This window comes from Pseudomonas sp. 05N433 (assembly GCF_056396925.1).
Genome location: NZ_JBFTML010000082.1, coordinates 1 through 16,182, shown reverse-complemented (window position 1 = coordinate 16,182; position 16,182 = coordinate 1). Strand labels below are relative to the sequence as shown.

The 16,182-nt window shown below is 59.9% G+C and carries 20 protein-coding genes; 16 read left to right on the top strand and 4 right to left on the bottom strand.

Annotated elements, in window-relative coordinates; genetic code table 11:
- From AC1DIS_RS28320 to AC1DIS_RS28260, 13 genes are all read left to right on the top strand, one after another.
- Positions 1-1,155, top strand: a 1,155-nt coding sequence (locus AC1DIS_RS28320) for a phage tail protein (RefSeq protein WP_477781237.1), incomplete at its 5' end; no start/stop codon positions are given.
- 7 nt (positions 1,156-1,162) lie between these two features.
- On the top strand, positions 1,163-1,717 hold the full coding sequence (locus tag AC1DIS_RS28315) for a phage tail assembly chaperone (RefSeq protein ID WP_477748880.1): 555 nt from the start codon (positions 1,163-1,165) through the stop codon (positions 1,715-1,717).
- Between the two features lie 103 nt (positions 1,718-1,820).
- The gene (locus AC1DIS_RS28310; RefSeq protein ID WP_477748881.1) at positions 1,821-2,987 is read left to right on the top strand and encodes a phage tail sheath subtilisin-like domain-containing protein; all 1,167 of its coding nucleotides are present in this window, start codon (positions 1,821-1,823) and stop codon (positions 2,985-2,987) included.
- A 12-nt stretch (positions 2,988-2,999) separates the two neighbouring features.
- Positions 3,000-3,503: a phage major tail tube protein gene (locus AC1DIS_RS28305; RefSeq protein ID WP_477748882.1), complete on the top strand. Its 504-nt coding sequence runs from the start codon at positions 3,000-3,002 to the stop codon at positions 3,501-3,503.
- Positions 3,504-3,514: 11 nt separating this feature from the next.
- Positions 3,515-3,829 carry a phage tail assembly protein gene (locus AC1DIS_RS28300; protein WP_477748883.1) on the top strand — a complete coding sequence of 105 codons (315 nt, stop codon included), beginning with the start codon at positions 3,515-3,517 and terminating at the stop codon, positions 3,827-3,829.
- A gap of 155 nt (positions 3,830-3,984) precedes the next feature.
- On the top strand, positions 3,985-6,486 hold the full coding sequence (locus AC1DIS_RS28295; protein WP_477781236.1) for a phage tail tape measure protein: 2,502 nt from the start codon (positions 3,985-3,987) through the stop codon (positions 6,484-6,486).
- A gap of 9 nt (positions 6,487-6,495) precedes the next feature.
- Positions 6,496-7,341, top strand: a complete 846-nt coding sequence (locus tag AC1DIS_RS28290) for a phage tail protein (RefSeq protein WP_477748885.1) — start codon at positions 6,496-6,498, stop codon at positions 7,339-7,341.
- A complete protein-coding gene (locus AC1DIS_RS28285) occupies positions 7,316-7,522 on the top strand; it encodes a tail protein X (protein WP_477748886.1) in 207 nt (68 codons plus the stop codon). Before AC1DIS_RS28290 ends, AC1DIS_RS28285 begins: the two co-directional genes overlap by 26 nt.
- A 158-nt stretch (positions 7,523-7,680) precedes the next feature.
- On the top strand, positions 7,681-8,226 hold the full coding sequence (locus AC1DIS_RS28280; RefSeq protein WP_477748887.1) for a hypothetical protein: 546 nt from the start codon (positions 7,681-7,683) through the stop codon (positions 8,224-8,226).
- Positions 8,227-8,371: 145 nt separating this feature from the next.
- A complete protein-coding gene (locus AC1DIS_RS28275; protein WP_477748888.1) occupies positions 8,372-9,421 on the top strand; it encodes a phage late control D family protein in 1,050 nt (349 codons plus the stop codon).
- Between the two features lie 33 nt (positions 9,422-9,454).
- Complete coding sequence (locus AC1DIS_RS28270; RefSeq protein WP_477748889.1) at positions 9,455-10,018, top strand: glycoside hydrolase family 19 protein; 564 nt, start codon at positions 9,455-9,457, stop codon at positions 10,016-10,018.
- Positions 10,000-10,539 (top strand): lysis protein, encoded by a 540-nt coding sequence (locus tag AC1DIS_RS28265; RefSeq protein WP_477748890.1) that lies wholly within the window; start codon positions 10,000-10,002, stop codon positions 10,537-10,539. Before AC1DIS_RS28270 ends, AC1DIS_RS28265 begins: the two co-directional genes overlap by 19 nt.
- A gap of 150 nt (positions 10,540-10,689) precedes the next feature.
- Positions 10,690-11,484 (top strand): DNA adenine methylase, encoded by a 795-nt coding sequence (locus tag AC1DIS_RS28260; protein WP_477748891.1) that lies wholly within the window; start codon positions 10,690-10,692, stop codon positions 11,482-11,484.
- 41 nt (positions 11,485-11,525) lie between these two features.
- On the opposite strand, the gene AC1DIS_RS28255 is transcribed toward AC1DIS_RS28260, so the two are convergent.
- Complete coding sequence (locus tag AC1DIS_RS28255; RefSeq protein ID WP_477748892.1) at positions 11,526-12,218, bottom strand: SOS response-associated peptidase family protein; 693 nt, start codon at positions 12,216-12,218, stop codon at positions 11,526-11,528.
- Between the two features lie 23 nt (positions 12,219-12,241).
- A complete protein-coding gene (locus AC1DIS_RS28250) occupies positions 12,242-12,976 on the bottom strand; it encodes a hypothetical protein (RefSeq protein ID WP_477781235.1) in 735 nt (244 codons plus the stop codon).
- A 225-nt stretch (positions 12,977-13,201) separates the two neighbouring features.
- Between AC1DIS_RS28250 and AC1DIS_RS28245 the strand changes: the two genes are divergently transcribed.
- Both AC1DIS_RS28245 and AC1DIS_RS28240 read left to right on the top strand, forming a co-directional pair.
- A complete protein-coding gene (locus tag AC1DIS_RS28245; RefSeq protein ID WP_477748894.1) occupies positions 13,202-13,441 on the top strand; it encodes a DUF1652 domain-containing protein in 240 nt (79 codons plus the stop codon).
- Between the two features lie 71 nt (positions 13,442-13,512).
- Entirely contained in the window at positions 13,513-13,791 is a 279-nt protein-coding gene (locus AC1DIS_RS28240) for a hypothetical protein (protein ID WP_477748895.1), read from the top strand.
- A gap of 159 nt (positions 13,792-13,950) precedes the next feature.
- Here AC1DIS_RS28240 and AC1DIS_RS28235 read toward each other — a convergent pair whose 3' ends face one another.
- Together AC1DIS_RS28235 and AC1DIS_RS28230 are read right to left on the bottom strand one after the other, a co-directional pair.
- Positions 13,951-14,436, bottom strand: coding sequence for a hypothetical protein (locus AC1DIS_RS28235; RefSeq protein WP_477748896.1), 486 nt, complete (start codon positions 14,434-14,436; stop codon positions 13,951-13,953).
- 228 nt (positions 14,437-14,664) lie between these two features.
- A complete protein-coding gene (locus AC1DIS_RS28230) occupies positions 14,665-14,934 on the bottom strand; it encodes a hypothetical protein (RefSeq protein ID WP_477748897.1) in 270 nt (89 codons plus the stop codon).
- 189 nt (positions 14,935-15,123) lie between these two features.
- On the opposite strand from AC1DIS_RS28230, the gene AC1DIS_RS28225 reads away from it, so the two are divergent.
- A partial coding sequence (locus AC1DIS_RS28225; protein ID WP_477781234.1) for an IS1182 family transposase occupies positions 15,124-16,182 on the top strand: 1,059 nt, incomplete at its 3' end.

Genomic DNA, 16,182 nt, shown 5'->3' with positions numbered 1-16,182 from the left:
GCCGCACCCAAGGACAACGGCCTGTATAGCGTGTCTGCGGCGGGTGTGTGGACGCGTAGCGCGGATGCCGATAGCAGTCTGGAAGTCACGCCCGGGCTGTTTGTGCATGTCGAGCGCGGCACAACCAACGGCGACAGCATTTGGCAACTGGTGACGGATGCGCCGATTGTCCTGGGCGTGACGGATCTGCTGTTTGAAATGGCGGCCGGGCGCACCGGTGTCAATGCCGGAACGTACCGCAGTGTGACCGTGGACAAATACGGTCGGGTGGTGGGCGGGACTAATCCGACCACGCTGGCCGGTTATGGGATCACGGACGCCTTCACCAAAACCGAAACAATCGACTTGATTAACGGCGCGGGCCAAATCCCTTTAGTGGAGGTCAACACCTCAAAGTCCTTGGTGGCGGCCGAGTTGGGGCTTGTCCTTATTGATGGCAGCGCGGGGGCGTTGACGGTTGAGTTGCCCGATGCCAACGCAGCGCTGGGCGTTCGTAGTGTGGTGGTTCGACGGGTCGACAACACCAGCAACCGGCTGACAATCAAGGCGGCCGGAAGCAACAAAATCAAGTTCCATACCCATCTGAATGCGGCCGGCTATCCATTCTTATACCTGATGGGGGCCGGGGATTATTGGCATTTGCGCAGTGATGGCAAGGGCAACTGGATACCGATTGCGCGCCTAGACGGTACGGCACTCGGGCGGCCGGTGCTTGAAACGACGACCGTATTGAATCCAGGGGGGCACGTCCCGTTGGGCAATGCCCTCTTTGTTCGTGCCGATTGGCCCTGGTTGTGGGACCACGCTCAGCAGTCGGGAATGCTGACTACGGAAGCCGCTCGCGCGGGTATGGAGGGCGGCTGGACCTCGGGCGATGGCGCGACCACGTTCCGGAGTCCAGATCCGCGCGGTAAATTCTTCCGCCCCCTTGACGAGTCCGCCGGAGTCGACCCTGGCCGCGTAGGCGGTAGCTCTCAACTCGATGAGTTAAAGAGTCACGGCCACTATGTGGGTTCCGTAACCTACGGCACCCAGATGATGGGCGGCGGGAGCGTCACCTATGCCGCCTGGAGTGGTGGCAACACGGGCGCGACAGGCGGATCTGAGACACGCCCGAAAAACATCGCCTATCCGGGCCGAATTAAAGTGATCTGAGGTTCTAATGAATATCTATTTGTTCGATCCGCTCGGCATTCTTTCCGGGCCGTTTGAGTTGTCAGAGTTTCCGGAGGTCCCGGGGTTTGGCCAATATCTGCCGGGCAATACCGTCCAGCTGGAAAATCCTCTGAGCCAGCCCGAGGCTGGCCACGTATGGGTGCTGGTCGATGGGGAGCCGCAACTATTGGCCGACTATCGCGGCATGGTTTACCACACAGATAGCGGCGCCGAGGAAGAGCATTTCGAGATTGGCGATCTGCCCGAAGGACTGACCGCCAAGCCCCGGCCAGGTCAGTTCTATGTGTGGGCTGGTGGCGATTGGGTTCTGGATGAGGCGGCGCAGATTGCAGCGGCGCAAGCGGGCGAGCGAGCATGGCGCAATGTACAAGTCGCCGCGACTGACTATCTGGTAATGCCGGACTACCCAATCAATGCTGAACAGCGAACCGACCTGTATGCCTACCGCCAGGCGTTACGCGATTGGCCGGATGTGACGCTTTTTCCTGATCAGTCTGGCCGCCCCAAGCCCCCGGCATGGATTGCCAGCTTGGCCCAATAACGCCCCGCACTGACGGGGCGTTTTCTTTTCCGTTACACGCAATTCGAACATCCCTGACAGCCTCGCATATGCGGGGCTTTTTCATTCCTGGAGATTGAGCCTTATGAGTTTCTTTCACGGTGTCACGACCACCTCGGTCGATACCGGCGCGCGCACCATCTCGTTGCCGTCGTCCTCGATCATCGGTCTGTGCGACACCTTCACCCCGGGCGTGCTCGGTGGCGGCACGGCCAAGGCCGGCGAGCTGAAGCTGATCACCACCGAGCGCGAAGCCATCGCGGCGTTCGGTGCCGATGCGGCGATCACCAAGGCCTGCCAGGCGATCTACACCAAGGCCAAGGCAGTCATTGTCGCCATCGGCGTGCCGAAGATGGACGATCCCGCGCTGCAGACTTCGGCCATCATCGGGGGTGTCCTGGCCTCGGGGCAGCGTACCGGCCTGCAGGCGTTACTCGACGGCAAAAGTCTGTTCAACGCCCAGCCGCGGCTGCTGATCGCGCCGGGGCATTCGGCGACACAAGCGGTAGCCACCGCCATCGACAGCCTGGCGCAGAAGCTGCGGGCCATCGGCATCATCGACGGGCCGTGCACCACCGACGAGGCCGCCATGGCCTACGCCGACCACTTCGGCAGCCGCAACCTGTTCATGGTCGACCCAGGCGTGCAGTTCTGGGACACCGGCACCAGTGCGACGGTGAATGCCCCGGGGTCGGCGTGGACGGCCGGCCTGTTCGCCTGGACGGATGCGACCTACGGCTTCTGGGCCTCGCCGTCGAACAAGGAGTTCACCGGCATCACTGGCACCACCCGCGCCGTCGAGTACCTGGACGGTGACGAAACCTGCCGGGCCAACCTGCTCAACAACGCCAAGATCACCACGATCATTCGCGACGACGGTTACCGCCTGTGGGGCAATCGGACGCTGTCCAGCGATCCGAAGTGGGCGTTCGTCACCCGGGTGCGCACGCTGTTCATCCTCATGGACGCGGTGCAAGCCGGGCACAAATGGGCGGTCGACCGTTCGATCACCAAGACCTACGTCAAGGACGTCACCGACGGTCTGGAGGCGTTCATGCGTGACCTGAAGAACCAAGGTGCGGTGATCAACTTCGAGGTGTACGCGGATCATGAATTGAACACGGCCAGCCAGATCGAGCAGGGCAAGGTGTATTGGCGCATCCGCTTCACCGACGTGCCGCCGGCCGAGAACCCGAATTTCCTCTTTGAAGTCACCAACGAATGGATGACCGAAGTGCTTGAAGCCGCCTAAGGAGGCCCCCTGATGATTCCTGAAGTTCTGTCCAACTGCGCCGGGTTTATCGACGGCGTGAGTTTTGCCGGCGAAATGCCGAGCCTCACCCTGCCCAAGGTGGTGCTGAAAACCGAAACCTACCGGGGCGGCGGCATGGCCGGCGAGATCGAGATCCCGACCGGCGTGGAAAAGCTCGAAGCCGGATTCACCACCAACGGTGTGCGTCGTGAGGCCTTGAAGTGGTTCGGCCTCTCGGACCGTACAGCGTGCAACGCCGTGTTCCGGGGCTCGTTCAAGGGCCTCAAAGGCAAGGTCACCCCGGTCATCGTCACCATGCGTGGCGGTATCAAGGAGGTCGACATGGGGGATTGGAAATCCGGTGAAAAGGCCGAAAGCAAACACAACATGGCGCTGACCTACTACAAGCTCGAAGTCGGTGGTCGGTTGATCTACGAGATCGACATGGTCGGCATGGTGCTGGTGGTTGATGGCGTCGATCAACTCGCTGAAGAACGTTCGGCCCTGGGCCTTTAAGGAAACCCGCAATGACTCAAGACATTCAACCGACAACCGAAAAAGCCCTGCCCAAGTGGCTGCAGCTCTCCGACGATGGTCTTCGCATCAGCCTCAAGTACCCGACCGAACTGTCCGGCGTGCAGGTCGATACCCTGTCGATGCGCGCTCCCTGCGTGCGTGACGTGCGGGCGGCGCAGGCCGCCTCCAACGGCGACGCGGAACAGCGCGAAATGTCGCTGTTTGCCTCGCTGACGCAGACCCCCGAAACGGATCTGATGGGGTTGAAAATGGTCGATTACATGCGCCTGCAGGCCGGCTACTTTCGCCTGGTCACGGACGACTAGGTGCGACGGAAATACGTTGAAGACCCTGGCCAAACGCATGGCCAGGGAGACCGGGTTCTCCGCCGCTGAGATCACGGCCATGCCCTTCAACGAACTGGTGTGGTGGCTCTCCGATTGAGCCACCGCTTAACCCTTCCGACGCATAAGGCACGCACATGGCGAAGAACCTCGCGCTCGGCTTTGTCATTGGCGGCGCCGTCGATCCGACGGTAGGCAAAGCGTTCAAGGACGTCGAAAGCAAGATCAAGCATCTGGATTCGGTGGGCAGCAAGGCCCGAGTCTTGCAGAACACCATCGGCGACACCATGCGTCTGCGCGAGGAATGGCGCAAGGCGCATACGGCCGGCGCCGAAGGTGCAGACAAGCTGCTGGCCAAATATGAAAAGAACCTCGACCTGCTCAAGAAGCAGGGCGTCGAGGTTGGCCGACTGAGCAAAGCCTACGCGACGATGGGCCGCGTAGCTGCCGGGGCCGAACTCAAAGCACTCGGTCACCGGCAGATCGAGGAGGGACGTTCGGGACTGAAAAGCACCATCGGCCAAGCCGGTGCCATGACCGCCGCCGTGGCTATCCCGACCAAGGTCAGCGCGGACTATGGCGCGATTACTCGTGACATCGCGATCAAGGCAGGGATTGCCAACACCGCGCAAGAACAGGACATGTCGCGCACGATCATCAGCACCTCGCAGGACGCCGGTATGGCGCGCAACCAGGTGGCCGACGTGGTCAACGCCCTGGTCGGCGCCGGTATGGATCTGAAGCAGGCGCTGGAATACGCCCCGACCGCCGCCAAGTTCGTCGTGGGGCAGGGCGCGGACGGCACCGAAACCGCGAAAATGATCAACGCCTTGAGTCAGAACGCCAAAATCACCAATCCGGCGATGATGCAGAAGGCGCTGGAGGCGATCGCCTTTCAAGGTCAGGCGGGCAGCTTCGAATCGGCGGACATGGCCCGTTGGTTCCCCGAACTGCTGGCCAACATGGGCAACCTGAAGATCTACGGCATGGACGCCGTGACCCAGCTGGGCGCGATGCTGCAGGTGCAGATGAAGACGGCCGGCGGTGCCGACGAAGCGGCCAACAACCTGAAAAACTGGATGGGCAAGATCGGCTCGGGTGAGACGGTCGATGCCTACAAAAAGGCCGGGATCGACTATCAGGCGTCGATGACCACCGGCCTGCAGAGCGGTATGTCGACCCTGGAATCCAGTTTCGCCCTGGCGCAGAAATACATCGCCGCGACCGACCCGAAGAAGGCCAAGGCAATGGCCGAGGCCACGGCCAAGATCAGCAAGGAGACGGATCCGGAGAAGGCCAAGGGCATGATCATTGCGCTCGAGGAGGCGCTGCGCACCGGTGACCTGTTCGCCGACATGCAGGTCAAGGCGGCGCTGRCTGCCTACATGCAGAACAAGGATCTGTATAACCAACTGAAGAAGGACTCGGCCGGCGCCACCGGGATCCTCGACAAGAACCTGGCTGAGCGCCGGCAGACGTCCGCGCAAAAATGGTCCGAGATGGCCCAGGGCATGGACGACGCTATGCGCAGCATCGGCGATGCGCTGCGGCCGGTCACCGATGCCGTGGCCGACGGCATCAACAACGTCAGTCGCAAGCTGTCGGGACTTGCCGACGAATCCCCACGCGTGGTGGCTAGCATCGGCACGGCTGTGGCAGGCCTCGTTGCGCTGAGGGGCGTAGTCAATGCCTACAAGGTCGGCAAGGGCTTGATGAACCTCGGGCGCGGCACCCTGATGGGCAACCCGAACATTCCGCAAAAGGTGATCGTCACCAATCTGCCGGGTATGGGGGGCGGGATGGATGCCGGCGACCTGGATGCCGACGGCAAAAAATCGGGCAAGGCGGGTAAAGGTGGCCGTGGTGGTGGCCTTGGTCGTGGGGCTTCCATCGCCCAGGGCATGAAAGGCCCGGCGGTGATCGCGGTCGCCCAAGCGGGATACAAGGCGTATGACACTTACGAAAACGCCGAGACTCAGGACGAAAAAGCCGAAGGTTACGGTCAGGTTGCGGGTGGCCTGGCCGGTACATTGGCCGGAGCGGCCGCCGGTGCCGCCATCGGCACAGCGGTGCCAATCATCGGCAACCTCGTCGGTGGACTGATCGGTGGGTATCTCGGTTACATGGGCGGTGATGCCCTTGGCGGCTCTCTCGGCAAGTCGTTGTTCGGCACCGACGAGTCGCTGAAAACCCTGCCGGCGGCCGGGCCGCTGATGATGGCCAACGCCGGGCAGAACCTTCCGCCGGTGATGGGCAACATCGCCCGGTCGTTTGCGCCCGCCGTCGGGCCACTCAGCCCTGCCGCATCTGGCTCGCCGAAACCATCGGCGGTGCAGAGCCTGTTGCCGGAGCGCGAAGCTGGCGGTGCCGCGTTGGGTGATGTAACCCGATCCCTGGCCGCTCCCGCGCCACCAAGCGTTCCGGCGCTGCTGGCCCCGGTGCCGGCAGCGACCAAGCCTGAGGCGCCGAAGGTGGAACAACGGATCGACATTCAGGCGCCGCTGCACATCACCGTGCAGGGCGATGTGAAGGATCCAGCGCAAATGGCCCGCGAGCTGCGACCCTTCATCGAACAGCAGATGCAGCAAGCCACGCAGCAGCTGCAGAACCGCAAGCTGTACGACGAACCTCATGTGTAAGGAGGGCCAATGGCCTACATGGAACAGCTGCAGTCAGGGCTCAAGCAACTGGCAGCAGCAGGGGAGACCGGCCGGCGCAGCCTCGACGGCATGATGGGGCCCGTCAACGGCGCGATCAGCGAGATCAGCGGCGCGGCCTCGGAGCTTGAGGGTATCCCGATTGTCGGTCCGGCGGTCGGGGAAAAGCTGCAGCGCGTGATGCGCGGGGTGAACGCTGCCCAGGCCAAGGTCGGGCAGGTGGTGGCCACGTACAACAAGGCTAGCCGCGCGATCTCGCAGATCGATGAACGCATGGGCCAACTGAAGGAACAGGCCGCCCGAGCGTCTACTGCGATCAACAAGATCGCCGGCAAGGTCAGCCCGTCGCTGGGGAACATCCTGCCGACCGGATCACTGGCTGGTGACGCCACGCCGGTACCGGAGGCGGTGAAGCCGTTCCCGCACCTGCTGATCGTGCAGCCACTGGATCCCAAGGCGATCCCGTATTACTTCAACCTGGACACCGCCGCCTTCGACGAGCTGCGGCGCTCGACGGAGTACCGCTGGGCCTCGCAGGAACGGCTGACCCGGCGACCGGCACAGCAGGCGGTGGGTATCGGCGAGGAAAAGATCACCCTCAAGGGTGCGATCTTTCCCGGCTTCAAGGGCGGGATCAAGCAGTTGGACACTTTGCGCAGCCTCGGCGCCCGGCTCCAGCCCCTGACCCTGACCACCGGCTATGGGGATGTGCTCGGCACCTGGTGCCTGAAGAACGTCGAAGAAGAACAGAGCGCGCTGCTGCAGGGTGGAATCCCGCGCAAGCAGGCGTTCACCTTGGAGTTTGCACGCTATGGCGACGACCTGCAGAACGTCTGAAGGGGACCTGCTCGATACCCTGTGTTATCACGCTTACGGGCATTTGAGCGGCACCGTGGAGGCGGTGCTGGATGCCAATCAGGGCCTGGCCGATGAGCCGCAACCGTACCGCGCCGGCATCGTGATCGTGTTACCGGATCTGCCGGCCCCCACCGATGAGGTGGTGATGCTGTGGGGCTGATATTCACGCCCACGCATTGCAGTTGCAAGCGCTTGCAGATTGTGTTTAAAAAGGTGGCCGCGAGCCGAAGGGTTCGTGGTGTGCTCCTGGAAGGTGCGCTGGTCGAGTGAGGCGCAATGTCTCCAGGTCTTTTCGCAAAAACTAAAAGGATTTTAGATATGACGTCTTTTCAAGACATAAAACCTGAGCAGATCGATGCGCTCAAAAAGCAATCACAAGCTGCCTTTGACGCGCAAATCAAGCGCCTGCAAGAGCTTGTCAGTGCGAAACCGGCGCTACAAGAGGTCCTCCATCAGGACGTGCACCCGCAATCGTTGTGTGGATGCGGATCCCAGCAGAACATTTGCGGTTTCTTCACCTTCGAAGGTTGCGGTGACGGCACCGAAACCATCCAGATTAATGCCTCAGCCGTCGAGATCGGACCAAATGCTCCTCAGCAAGGAACCGCAGCGCGGTTCATCGGCCAGGCGACAGGTACGGGTAGCAATATCAACATTCCCAATCTCTACCTGGTGGGCAAGGCGCCTAATGCTGGGAACCTCATCGGCGTCATGTTGACRCTCCAATTGTCGATTAATTCAGGTTCGCTCACCCTGTACCTTTTTGAAGGGCCGCGCCTGCTGGCCGCACTGGTCCCGCAACATGGCGCGAACATTAGCGGGCAGTTCTCCGGCAGTGGGACCGGCATATTCCAGCGGGCGTGATGTAGTCGACCAGGAGTAATCAGCCCGACGCCGGGCAAGAAAGCCCTAGCCTCAAACGCTAGGGCTTTTTTTTGGTTCTTTCCCGGTAATCCGTGAAGAACCTTTTTTTTGCCCGCCGTGTGCGGGCTTTCTTTTGGACAGAACAATGACCCCAGCCTTTCGCGTCGTGGCCGACGGCGCCGACATCACCGCCCTGATCAATGACCGGCTGCTGCAACTGAAAACCACCGACAAGCCCGGCATGGAGTCCGACGAATTCGAATTGCGCATAGATGACCGCGACGGTGCCGTAGCCCTGCCGCCGCGAGGGGCCAGCATCGAGATCTACCTGGGCTACGCAGGCACGTCGTTGGCTCGCATCGGGCGCTACGTCGTCGATGACGTGGATTTCTCAGGACCGCCGGACACCCTGGTGATTACCGGCAAAGCCAGCGACATGCGTGGCAGCGGCAAGACCACGCGCAGCGGCAGCTGGGAAGACGTGCCCTTGTCGCGGATTGTCGCCGATGTCGCAGCGCGTAACGGCTGGCAACCGATGTGCCCGGTGCAGACCAAGGTGCCCCGCGCCGATCAGCTCAACGAGTCGGATTTCAACTTCATCACTCGCCTGGCCAAGCAGTACGACTGCACGGCCAAGGTGGCCGACGGCAAATTGCTGGTGATGCCTCGACAGGCGGGGCAGAGCGCCTCGGGCAAGGCCTTTGGCGTCGTTGCGATTCATCGCCGTGACGTCAGCCGCTTTCAGTTCCGCCTGGGGGATCGCAACACCCATAAGGCGGTGTCGACCAAGCACCAGGACAAGAAAAGCGGAAAGCTCGCCGTGGTCACCCTGGACAACGACGACTCACCGAACGGCCTGCCGCCGGTGCACACCGACCGTCACATCTACCCGAACAAGTCTGCCGCCGAGGCAGCGGCCAAAGCACGCCTCGCCGCGTTCAACCGCTCAACAGCCGGCGTCCGCCTGGAAATGCGCGGGCGCACTGACCTGTTTGCCGAGCGAACGATCGATGCCCAAGGCTTCAAGGTCGGTTTCGATGGCGAGTACCTGGTGGATTCGGTGGAGCAGGTGTTCACCCAGTCCGGCTGGAGTACCACGGTCGAGTGCAACGGCGGCAAGCAGGGCAAGGCGAAAGCCAAAGGCAAAAAGAAAAAGCCGGCGAAGGATCTGAAAGTTGTTCAGCTCAAGCAGTAGCGCCGCAACCCCCAAACCCCATGGAGACCCGCTATGTCACTGACAGAGCAACAGCTACAGCGCATCATGCCTAACGCCCGCCGCCAAGCGGGCGTTTTTGTATCTGCCCTAAATACCTCGATGGCCCATCGGCAAATCAATACGCCGAAACGGCAGGCCGCGTTCCTGGCTCAGGTCGGGCACGAGTCCGGCCAACTGCAGTACGTCCGCGAACTGGGCGGCGATCAGTACCTGAGCAAGTACGACACCGGCAGTCTGGCCACCAAGCTGGGCAACACTCCGGCGGCCGACGGTGATGGCCAGCGCTATCGCGGTCGTGGCCTGATCCAGATCACCGGCCGCAGCAACTACCTGCGCTGCAGCCTGGCGCTGTTCGGTGACGAACGATTACTGCGCACCCCGGAGTTGCTCGAGCAGCCGCAGTGGGCGGCCGAGTCGGCTGCGTGGTTCTGGTGGGTGCGCGAGCTGAACGCCCTGGCGGATCGGGATGAATTCGAGGCGATCACCCGCAAGATCAACGGCGGGCTCAACGGCTTGGCGGATCGGTTGCAATTGTGGAAGCGGGCGAGGGCAGTGCTATGCGTGTCGTCGACCTGATCCCGGCGACGTATCGACTGCTGACCCTCGGCGTGCTGCTGGCCACATTGATCGGCGGAACTGCAGCGTTGGCCTGGCGGGTTCAGGACTGGCGCTACGGCCGACAGCTTGAGCAACAAGCCCGCCTGCAGACTGAAACCCTCAATCAACTCACGCTGGCCGCTGCCACGCAACAACAAGCTGAGCAGGCCAAACGTCTGGCCCTGGAGCAGCGGCTTTCCGCCAGTGAACAAACCCATTACCGAGCCCTGAGCGATGCCCAACGTGATCAAGGTCGCCTGCGCGACCGCCTTGCCACTGCTGATCTGCGCCTGTCAGTCTTACTCCACACCGATGATGCCAGTGGCTGCACAGTGTCAGCCGCCACCACAGCCGGCGGCATGGTTCATGGCGCCGCAAGAGCCCAACTTGACCCGGCGCATGCTCAACGAATTATCGGCATCACCGATGTCGGCGACCAAGGATTGATCGCGTTGGCAGCCTGTCAGGCCTATGCCAAAGAAGTCTCAACACCGAAGTGAAAAAGAGCGACCGGAGTGGATGCGTCAACATCCAACCCGGCCGCCGTCCCTGCAGAATGTCCCTGCAAGTCCAGCCAAGGCTCTTGCTCCGTGCACAAAGCGCGGCGAGCCTAGCACCTGTTTATCCATACAGTAAAGGTCTTGCTATCAATGTCTACACCCATCATTCCTTGGATGGGCGGCAAACGCCGCCTGGCCGACCGCCTCATTCCGCTCTTCCCACCGCACGAATGCTACGTCGAAGTCTTTGCCGGCGGTGCGGCGCTGTACTTCATGCGGCCCCAGGCCGCGCCGGTCGAAGTCCTCAACGACATCAACGGCGACCTGGTGACGCTGTACCGCGTCGTGCAGAACCACCTCGAAGAGTTCGTGCGCCAGTTCAAATGGGCGCTCAGCTCGCGGCAGGTGTTCGAATGGCAGAAGATGACCCGCCCCGAAACCCTCACCGACATCCAGCGCGCCGCCCGATTCTTCTACCTGCAGCACCACGCCTTTGCCGGCAAGGTCACTGGACAGACGTTCGGTACCGCGACGACCGGCCCGGCCATAAACCTGTTGCGTATCGAGGAGAACCTCTCGGCCGCTTGGCAGCGTCTGTCCGGAACCTACGTCGAGAATCTGCCGTGGCTGGAATGTGCAGAACGCTACGACCGTGCCCACACCTTCCACTACATGGACCCGCCTTATTGGCAGACCGCCGGCTACGGTGTGGATTTTCCGTTCGAGAACTATGAGCGGATGGCTGACTTCATGCGCCGTTGCAAAGGCAAGGTGATGGTCAGCATCAATGACCACCCGGACATCCGTCAGGTGTTTGAGGGTTTTCATTTCGAGACGCTGGACATCCGCTACAGCAACACCAACCAGCGGCAAGGCAAAGCCGAAGTCAGCGGTGAGTTGGTAATCATGAATTGGGAGCCTGCATCATTGGGTGGGCTGTTTTAGTTACCCAAGTTGTCCACCCGCGCATAGGGTCAGCCGGAAAGTCAGACAAATGAATCGCTGATAGGGTTGATCAGGCCGCTTTGCTGATTGCGGACATTGCCCACCGCGCGGTCGACTTTGAACCACTCGAAAGCCTCGGCGGGCTCGCCCTGGAGCAGCACCATCTGCTCGGCGCGCTCGTTTGGAGTGGCCGGATCCAGCCATTCCCGGGCCAGCTCGGGGCTGAGCGTCACCGGCTGGCGATCGTGAATATCCACCATGCCGCCTTTGCTGTCGGCGGTGATGATCACGAAGCCGTCATATTCACTCGGACCAAGTTCGGCGCTTGGGTATTGGCCGATCGCGGCACAGAGGATCGGTGCTCGGTCTTTCCGGCGGATCAGGTAGGGCTGTTTTTTTGGTCCGCCTTCATCGACCCACTCAAACCAGTTATTGATCGCTATGATTGCCCGGTGCGGCCAGATTGCTTTGAAGAACGCTCCATGGGCGACTTTCTCTACCCGGGCATTGATAGGCGCGGCGCGGTCCTTGGCCCAATGCGGCCGCCATCCCCAGCGCACCATGTCGGCTCGCAGAAACTGACCTTCCTGATGGAAGAGGGCGAGCTGGGTGGTGGGCGCAGCGTTGTAACGCTCGAAAGGCTCGTCGCCTGCATAGTTGATCAGGGCGTTGGGCATGCTCAGCGCTGCGACAAAGTCGTGAATACCACTGTATTGGGAAAGGCGCCCGCACATTGGAAAGTCCTCCGTCCGTGCTTTCAGCGTAGACCAGCCCCTGGATGCTTCATGATGAAACCTTGTCCGGAGCAGGTGGCGCACTCGTCTCTTCGGTCAAAGCAGTCGAGGCAAGCGGGACAAGTTCTGAACCTGGCCAGATCAATAAACGGTCGCATCTTTTCGTAGGCATACAGGTCGCGTTCTTCCAGCGCGACCTGCGCTGCGTCGATCAGGGCGCGATACATATCGGGATCTTCAATAGGCTGGTAAATCACCCCGAGAATCATCCGGCCAGTCTCGATAAGGTCGAACTGTCGACCATCGTGCAGGGGCAGGGGCAGGGTCAGGCCCTCGRTGCGGGCAGTGACACCCGACGGGTTGAAAACAAGCTTCGCCCCGGAGCCGTCGCGATAGACCTTGCCGTCATATGTGGTTCGAACTTCGTCCTGGTTGCCCCTTTTCGCGTTGAAGATGGTTTGCCGGATTTCCCCAAGTGTCAGGGAGCCGTCGCGGGCCATAACATCATAGGTTGATGCGCCGCAATATCGGACAGGATGGCTCTGCACTTCTTCTACGGCGTGCCAGTACGCGGCGTTGGCCATTTCATTCATGTCGTATTGCTCGAGTGTGTCGATCAGCCCTTCAGCGACCAAGGTGGATGCCATGGAGTGAAGGTGCTGTCTGTGCGCCTCGGGGTTCTGCATTCGAAAGTCGTGGTCGTCAAGGGTCGAGCGCCACTGCTGAAGTCTCAGCGCTTTAGCCTGGTCGAAATTCATTGAAGTGGATTCACTGTACGTATACTGGTTTTATGTACAGTAATTGAGGTGTATAGGACGCGCGAGGGTAGAGCGACGAGCTGTAGGATTTTGGGGGACGTACGGTCGGCAGGACGCTGTGGGGGAAGGCGAGACGTTAGTCGTTTTCTGCTACAAGGAGGAACCTAGGTTTCTATTATTAATAGGCGAGCATCCAAAAAAAACGATGACCCTGGGACGAAAGCCATGATCTCCATTTTTGAGCTTCGCCACATCATTGAGGGTGGTTTTCTGCCTCTTTCCTGTTCCTGTACTGTGAATCCTGATGGGGCGCTCATGATCAAGGTGTTCGAGCCTGAATCGGGTCGCGTCGAATTACTGGTCACAGGGATATCGACTGCGAACCTGGGCTCCAACCGAGCAATTGACAATCTGATTGGAGAGTTGCGTGGTGAAATGGCGGCTAGGAAAGTAGCTTTCGCGTGATGCAGGCAACCCGCCTCCCCAGGGACGGTAACCTCCTACACTGTTATGCGTCCGCGGTATCGGAGGCGCATATGATCTATGACGTGGACATCGACCAATACTGCCTGCAATGCGAGGTGACTTCGTTGCTGGATGTGCCGCCCGACCCGTGGACCACCACCAGCGATTGGGACGCCTATGGCTATCGGGAACTGGAGTTTCATGTGGTGTCAGGTCAGGTGTATGACGAAAACGGCACGGCCAGTGACGCCGGACGCAACGCCTGCGCGGCACTCGCCGAACAATATGCCGAGCTCATCGAGGAAGAATTATGGCGGCAAATTGAAGCCGAGCGGCAGGATGTCGCCTAAAGCCGTTTGACCTCGGTGGGGTCTAACTATCCAGTGGGCAAACCAGGTGCGCTTCCGGCCGTTTTCTGCCTGTCGCGACGGGCCGCAAACGACCCATTGCAGACGTCCGCTAACGACTGCAAATGGCCGTTTTTTTGCCTGTCGCGACCCGCGGTATATTTAAGTATGAGTAAATTGTTCGAGGCTCTCCAGGGCCGCAAGGAAGTCGTGTTCACCCTCAGCTCCCCACCATGGGGTAGATATAACACCGCCAAGGTCTCTTAGCTGCCGCAGTAGCTCCAACAATGAGTAGATCTGATCTTGTCCCCACTGAGCCCCCATCCGATAGTCCAGTGTGAGGCTATTAGTGAAAACGAAAACACCGAGATCAGGCATTTGACCTCGGGTGCCGTAAAGCCCTCTGAGAACGACGTGGAACCCCTCTGCTGCACCTGAGCTTACAAGCAAAGCATCCTGAGGGCCGGAGAATGGCTTTCCACTTTGGGATGCTTTAATCCAAAGATAGCCGCCGTCAACAGTGACATTTTTCGCGCCATGATCGAACAGATATTGAAATGCCTGCGGGACAAGCGACGAGTCTGAATACGTCACCTCGACTTCAGGGAGCGATCCATCGTTAGTTGCAAAGTATTCGGAAAAATTCACATGGAGTGCCTATCGTTTGCAAGGGACGGGGCATTTCCGATAAAACGATACCCCCTGGATGATTGTACGGTGTTGGGCAGGGTTGAGCCGATCTGTCGTTATTAACCCGACTTAAAACTGGTTGCGAGCGGATGGTCAATGCTTTGGGCGGGAAGGGATGGCTCTGAGGGGGAGCTTTCGACCCAAAGCTGAGATGCCGTGGCGAACGCAACAATCCGTCGGGATGAATTACTCCCCGGATTGCAAGCGCTCGATAGCTTCGAGAAGCTGGCCGTCGAAGTACTCGGTTTCATCTCGTTCCTGGTCTTTCATGCGGCGCTTCGCCTCGATGAGCAGGTGTTTGGTCGCGATGTTTTGATTCAAAAAAGTAGCGACCATAAGATCATTCAAGCTCTCTAGAGGTGTGTCCCATGCCTCCTTGCAACGCTGAATGAGTCCTGTGGAGGCATCCCCACTCCATGGACCTAAAATATCCGAGATTGCCAGGGTGGAGGTCATTAGCCTGCCTTTGAGAGAAATTGAAGGGCTGTTAATTTCGCACGCTCGGGAGATAGATGAATAGGGAAATCGAATGCCCGCTTTTGGCCGACTGCTGCCTGACGCGAATGGCTGCAATCGACCCAGACTGTGTGAAAACGCCAGTGTTTGTCTAACCTTCTGATCGTCCAGATCGTATTGGGGGCGATCATGAAGCGATTCATTGAAGGTGAGGCTCGGACGCAAGTCACGTTGCTGCCTGAGTGCTTGGACGATTACGTAGCCGAAGAAAATCCAGTGCGCGTGGTCGACGTTTTCGTCGATGAACTCGACCTGGGCGCACTTGGATTTGAAGGTGTTGACCCTGCTGCAACGGGACGGCCAGCCTACCATCCAGCGGTCTTGCTGAAGATCTATATCTACGGCTACCTCAATCGGATTCAGTCCAGCCGCCGACTGGAACGGGAGGCCGAGCGCAATGTCGAGTTGATGTGGCTGACGGGGCGTTTGGCTCCGGACTTCAAAACCATTGCCGACTTTCGCAAGGACAATGGCAAAGCCATTCGCAGCGTCTGCCGGCAATTCGTAGTGCTTTGCCGCAACCTCAATCTCTTCTCTCAATCGATCATCGCCATCGATGGCAGCAAGTTCAAAGCCGTCAACAACCGCGACCGTAACTTCACCCAGGGAAAAGTGAAGGCACGCATGCAGCAGATCGAACAGAGCATTGACCGTTATCTGGCGGCGATGGATTCGGCGGATCGGGTAACACCCGAAGTAGCCGAGGCCAAGACCGAGCGGTTGAAAGAAAAGATAGAAACGCTGAAACAGCAGATGCAGAAACTCAAGGACATCGAGGCGCAGCTTCACGACAGTCCAGACCAGCAAATCTCTCTTACCGACCCAGATGCCCGCTCAATGGCCACGAGCGGCCGAGGTACCGGAACGGTTGGCTATAACGTACAAACAGCCGTCGACGACAAGCACCATCTGATCATTGCCCATGAGGTGACCAACGTTGGCAATGACCGGACGCAACTCAGCAATATGGCGAACCAGGCGCGTGAAGAGATCGGCGCTGAGTCGCTGACGGTGGTCGCCGACCGAGGCTATTACAAGGGGTTGGAAATCCTTGCCTGCGAGCAGGCGGGTATCACCACCTTCGTACCGAAACCCCTGACATCAGGCAGCAAAGCCGAAGGCCGATTTGGTAAGCAGGACTTCATCTACGTTGCTGCATCGGACGAGTATCGATGCCCTGCGGGGCAG

Excerpts from the sequence above, each read along its gene's own strand:
- AC1DIS_RS28315 (WP_477748880.1), top strand. The coding sequence starts at position 1,163 with ATGAATATCTATTTGTTCGATCCGCTCGGCATTCTTTCCGGGCCGTTT.
- AC1DIS_RS28310 (WP_477748881.1), top strand. The coding sequence starts at position 1,821 with ATGAGTTTCTTTCACGGTGTCACGACCACCTCGGTCGATACCGGCGCG.
- AC1DIS_RS28305 (WP_477748882.1), top strand. The coding sequence starts at position 3,000 with ATGATTCCTGAAGTTCTGTCCAACTGCGCCGGGTTTATCGACGGCGTG.
- AC1DIS_RS28300 (WP_477748883.1), top strand. The coding sequence starts at position 3,515 with ATGACTCAAGACATTCAACCGACAACCGAAAAAGCCCTGCCCAAGTGG.
- AC1DIS_RS28290 (WP_477748885.1), top strand. The coding sequence starts at position 6,496 with ATGGCCTACATGGAACAGCTGCAGTCAGGGCTCAAGCAACTGGCAGCA.
- AC1DIS_RS28285 (WP_477748886.1), top strand. The coding sequence starts at position 7,316 with ATGGCGACGACCTGCAGAACGTCTGAAGGGGACCTGCTCGATACCCTG.
- AC1DIS_RS28275 (WP_477748888.1), top strand. The coding sequence starts at position 8,372 with ATGACCCCAGCCTTTCGCGTCGTGGCCGACGGCGCCGACATCACCGCC.
- AC1DIS_RS28270 (WP_477748889.1), top strand. The coding sequence starts at position 9,455 with ATGTCACTGACAGAGCAACAGCTACAGCGCATCATGCCTAACGCCCGC.
- AC1DIS_RS28265 (WP_477748890.1), top strand. The coding sequence starts at position 10,000 with ATGCGTGTCGTCGACCTGATCCCGGCGACGTATCGACTGCTGACCCTC.
- AC1DIS_RS28260 (WP_477748891.1), top strand. The coding sequence starts at position 10,690 with ATGTCTACACCCATCATTCCTTGGATGGGCGGCAAACGCCGCCTGGCC.
- AC1DIS_RS28255 (WP_477748892.1), bottom strand. The coding sequence starts at position 12,218 with ATGTGCGGGCGCCTTTCCCAATACAGTGGTATTCACGACTTTGTCGCA.
- AC1DIS_RS28245 (WP_477748894.1), top strand. The coding sequence starts at position 13,202 with ATGATCTCCATTTTTGAGCTTCGCCACATCATTGAGGGTGGTTTTCTG.
- AC1DIS_RS28240 (WP_477748895.1), top strand. The coding sequence starts at position 13,513 with ATGATCTATGACGTGGACATCGACCAATACTGCCTGCAATGCGAGGTG.
- AC1DIS_RS28230 (WP_477748897.1), bottom strand. The coding sequence starts at position 14,934 with ATGACCTCCACCCTGGCAATCTCGGATATTTTAGGTCCATGGAGTGGG.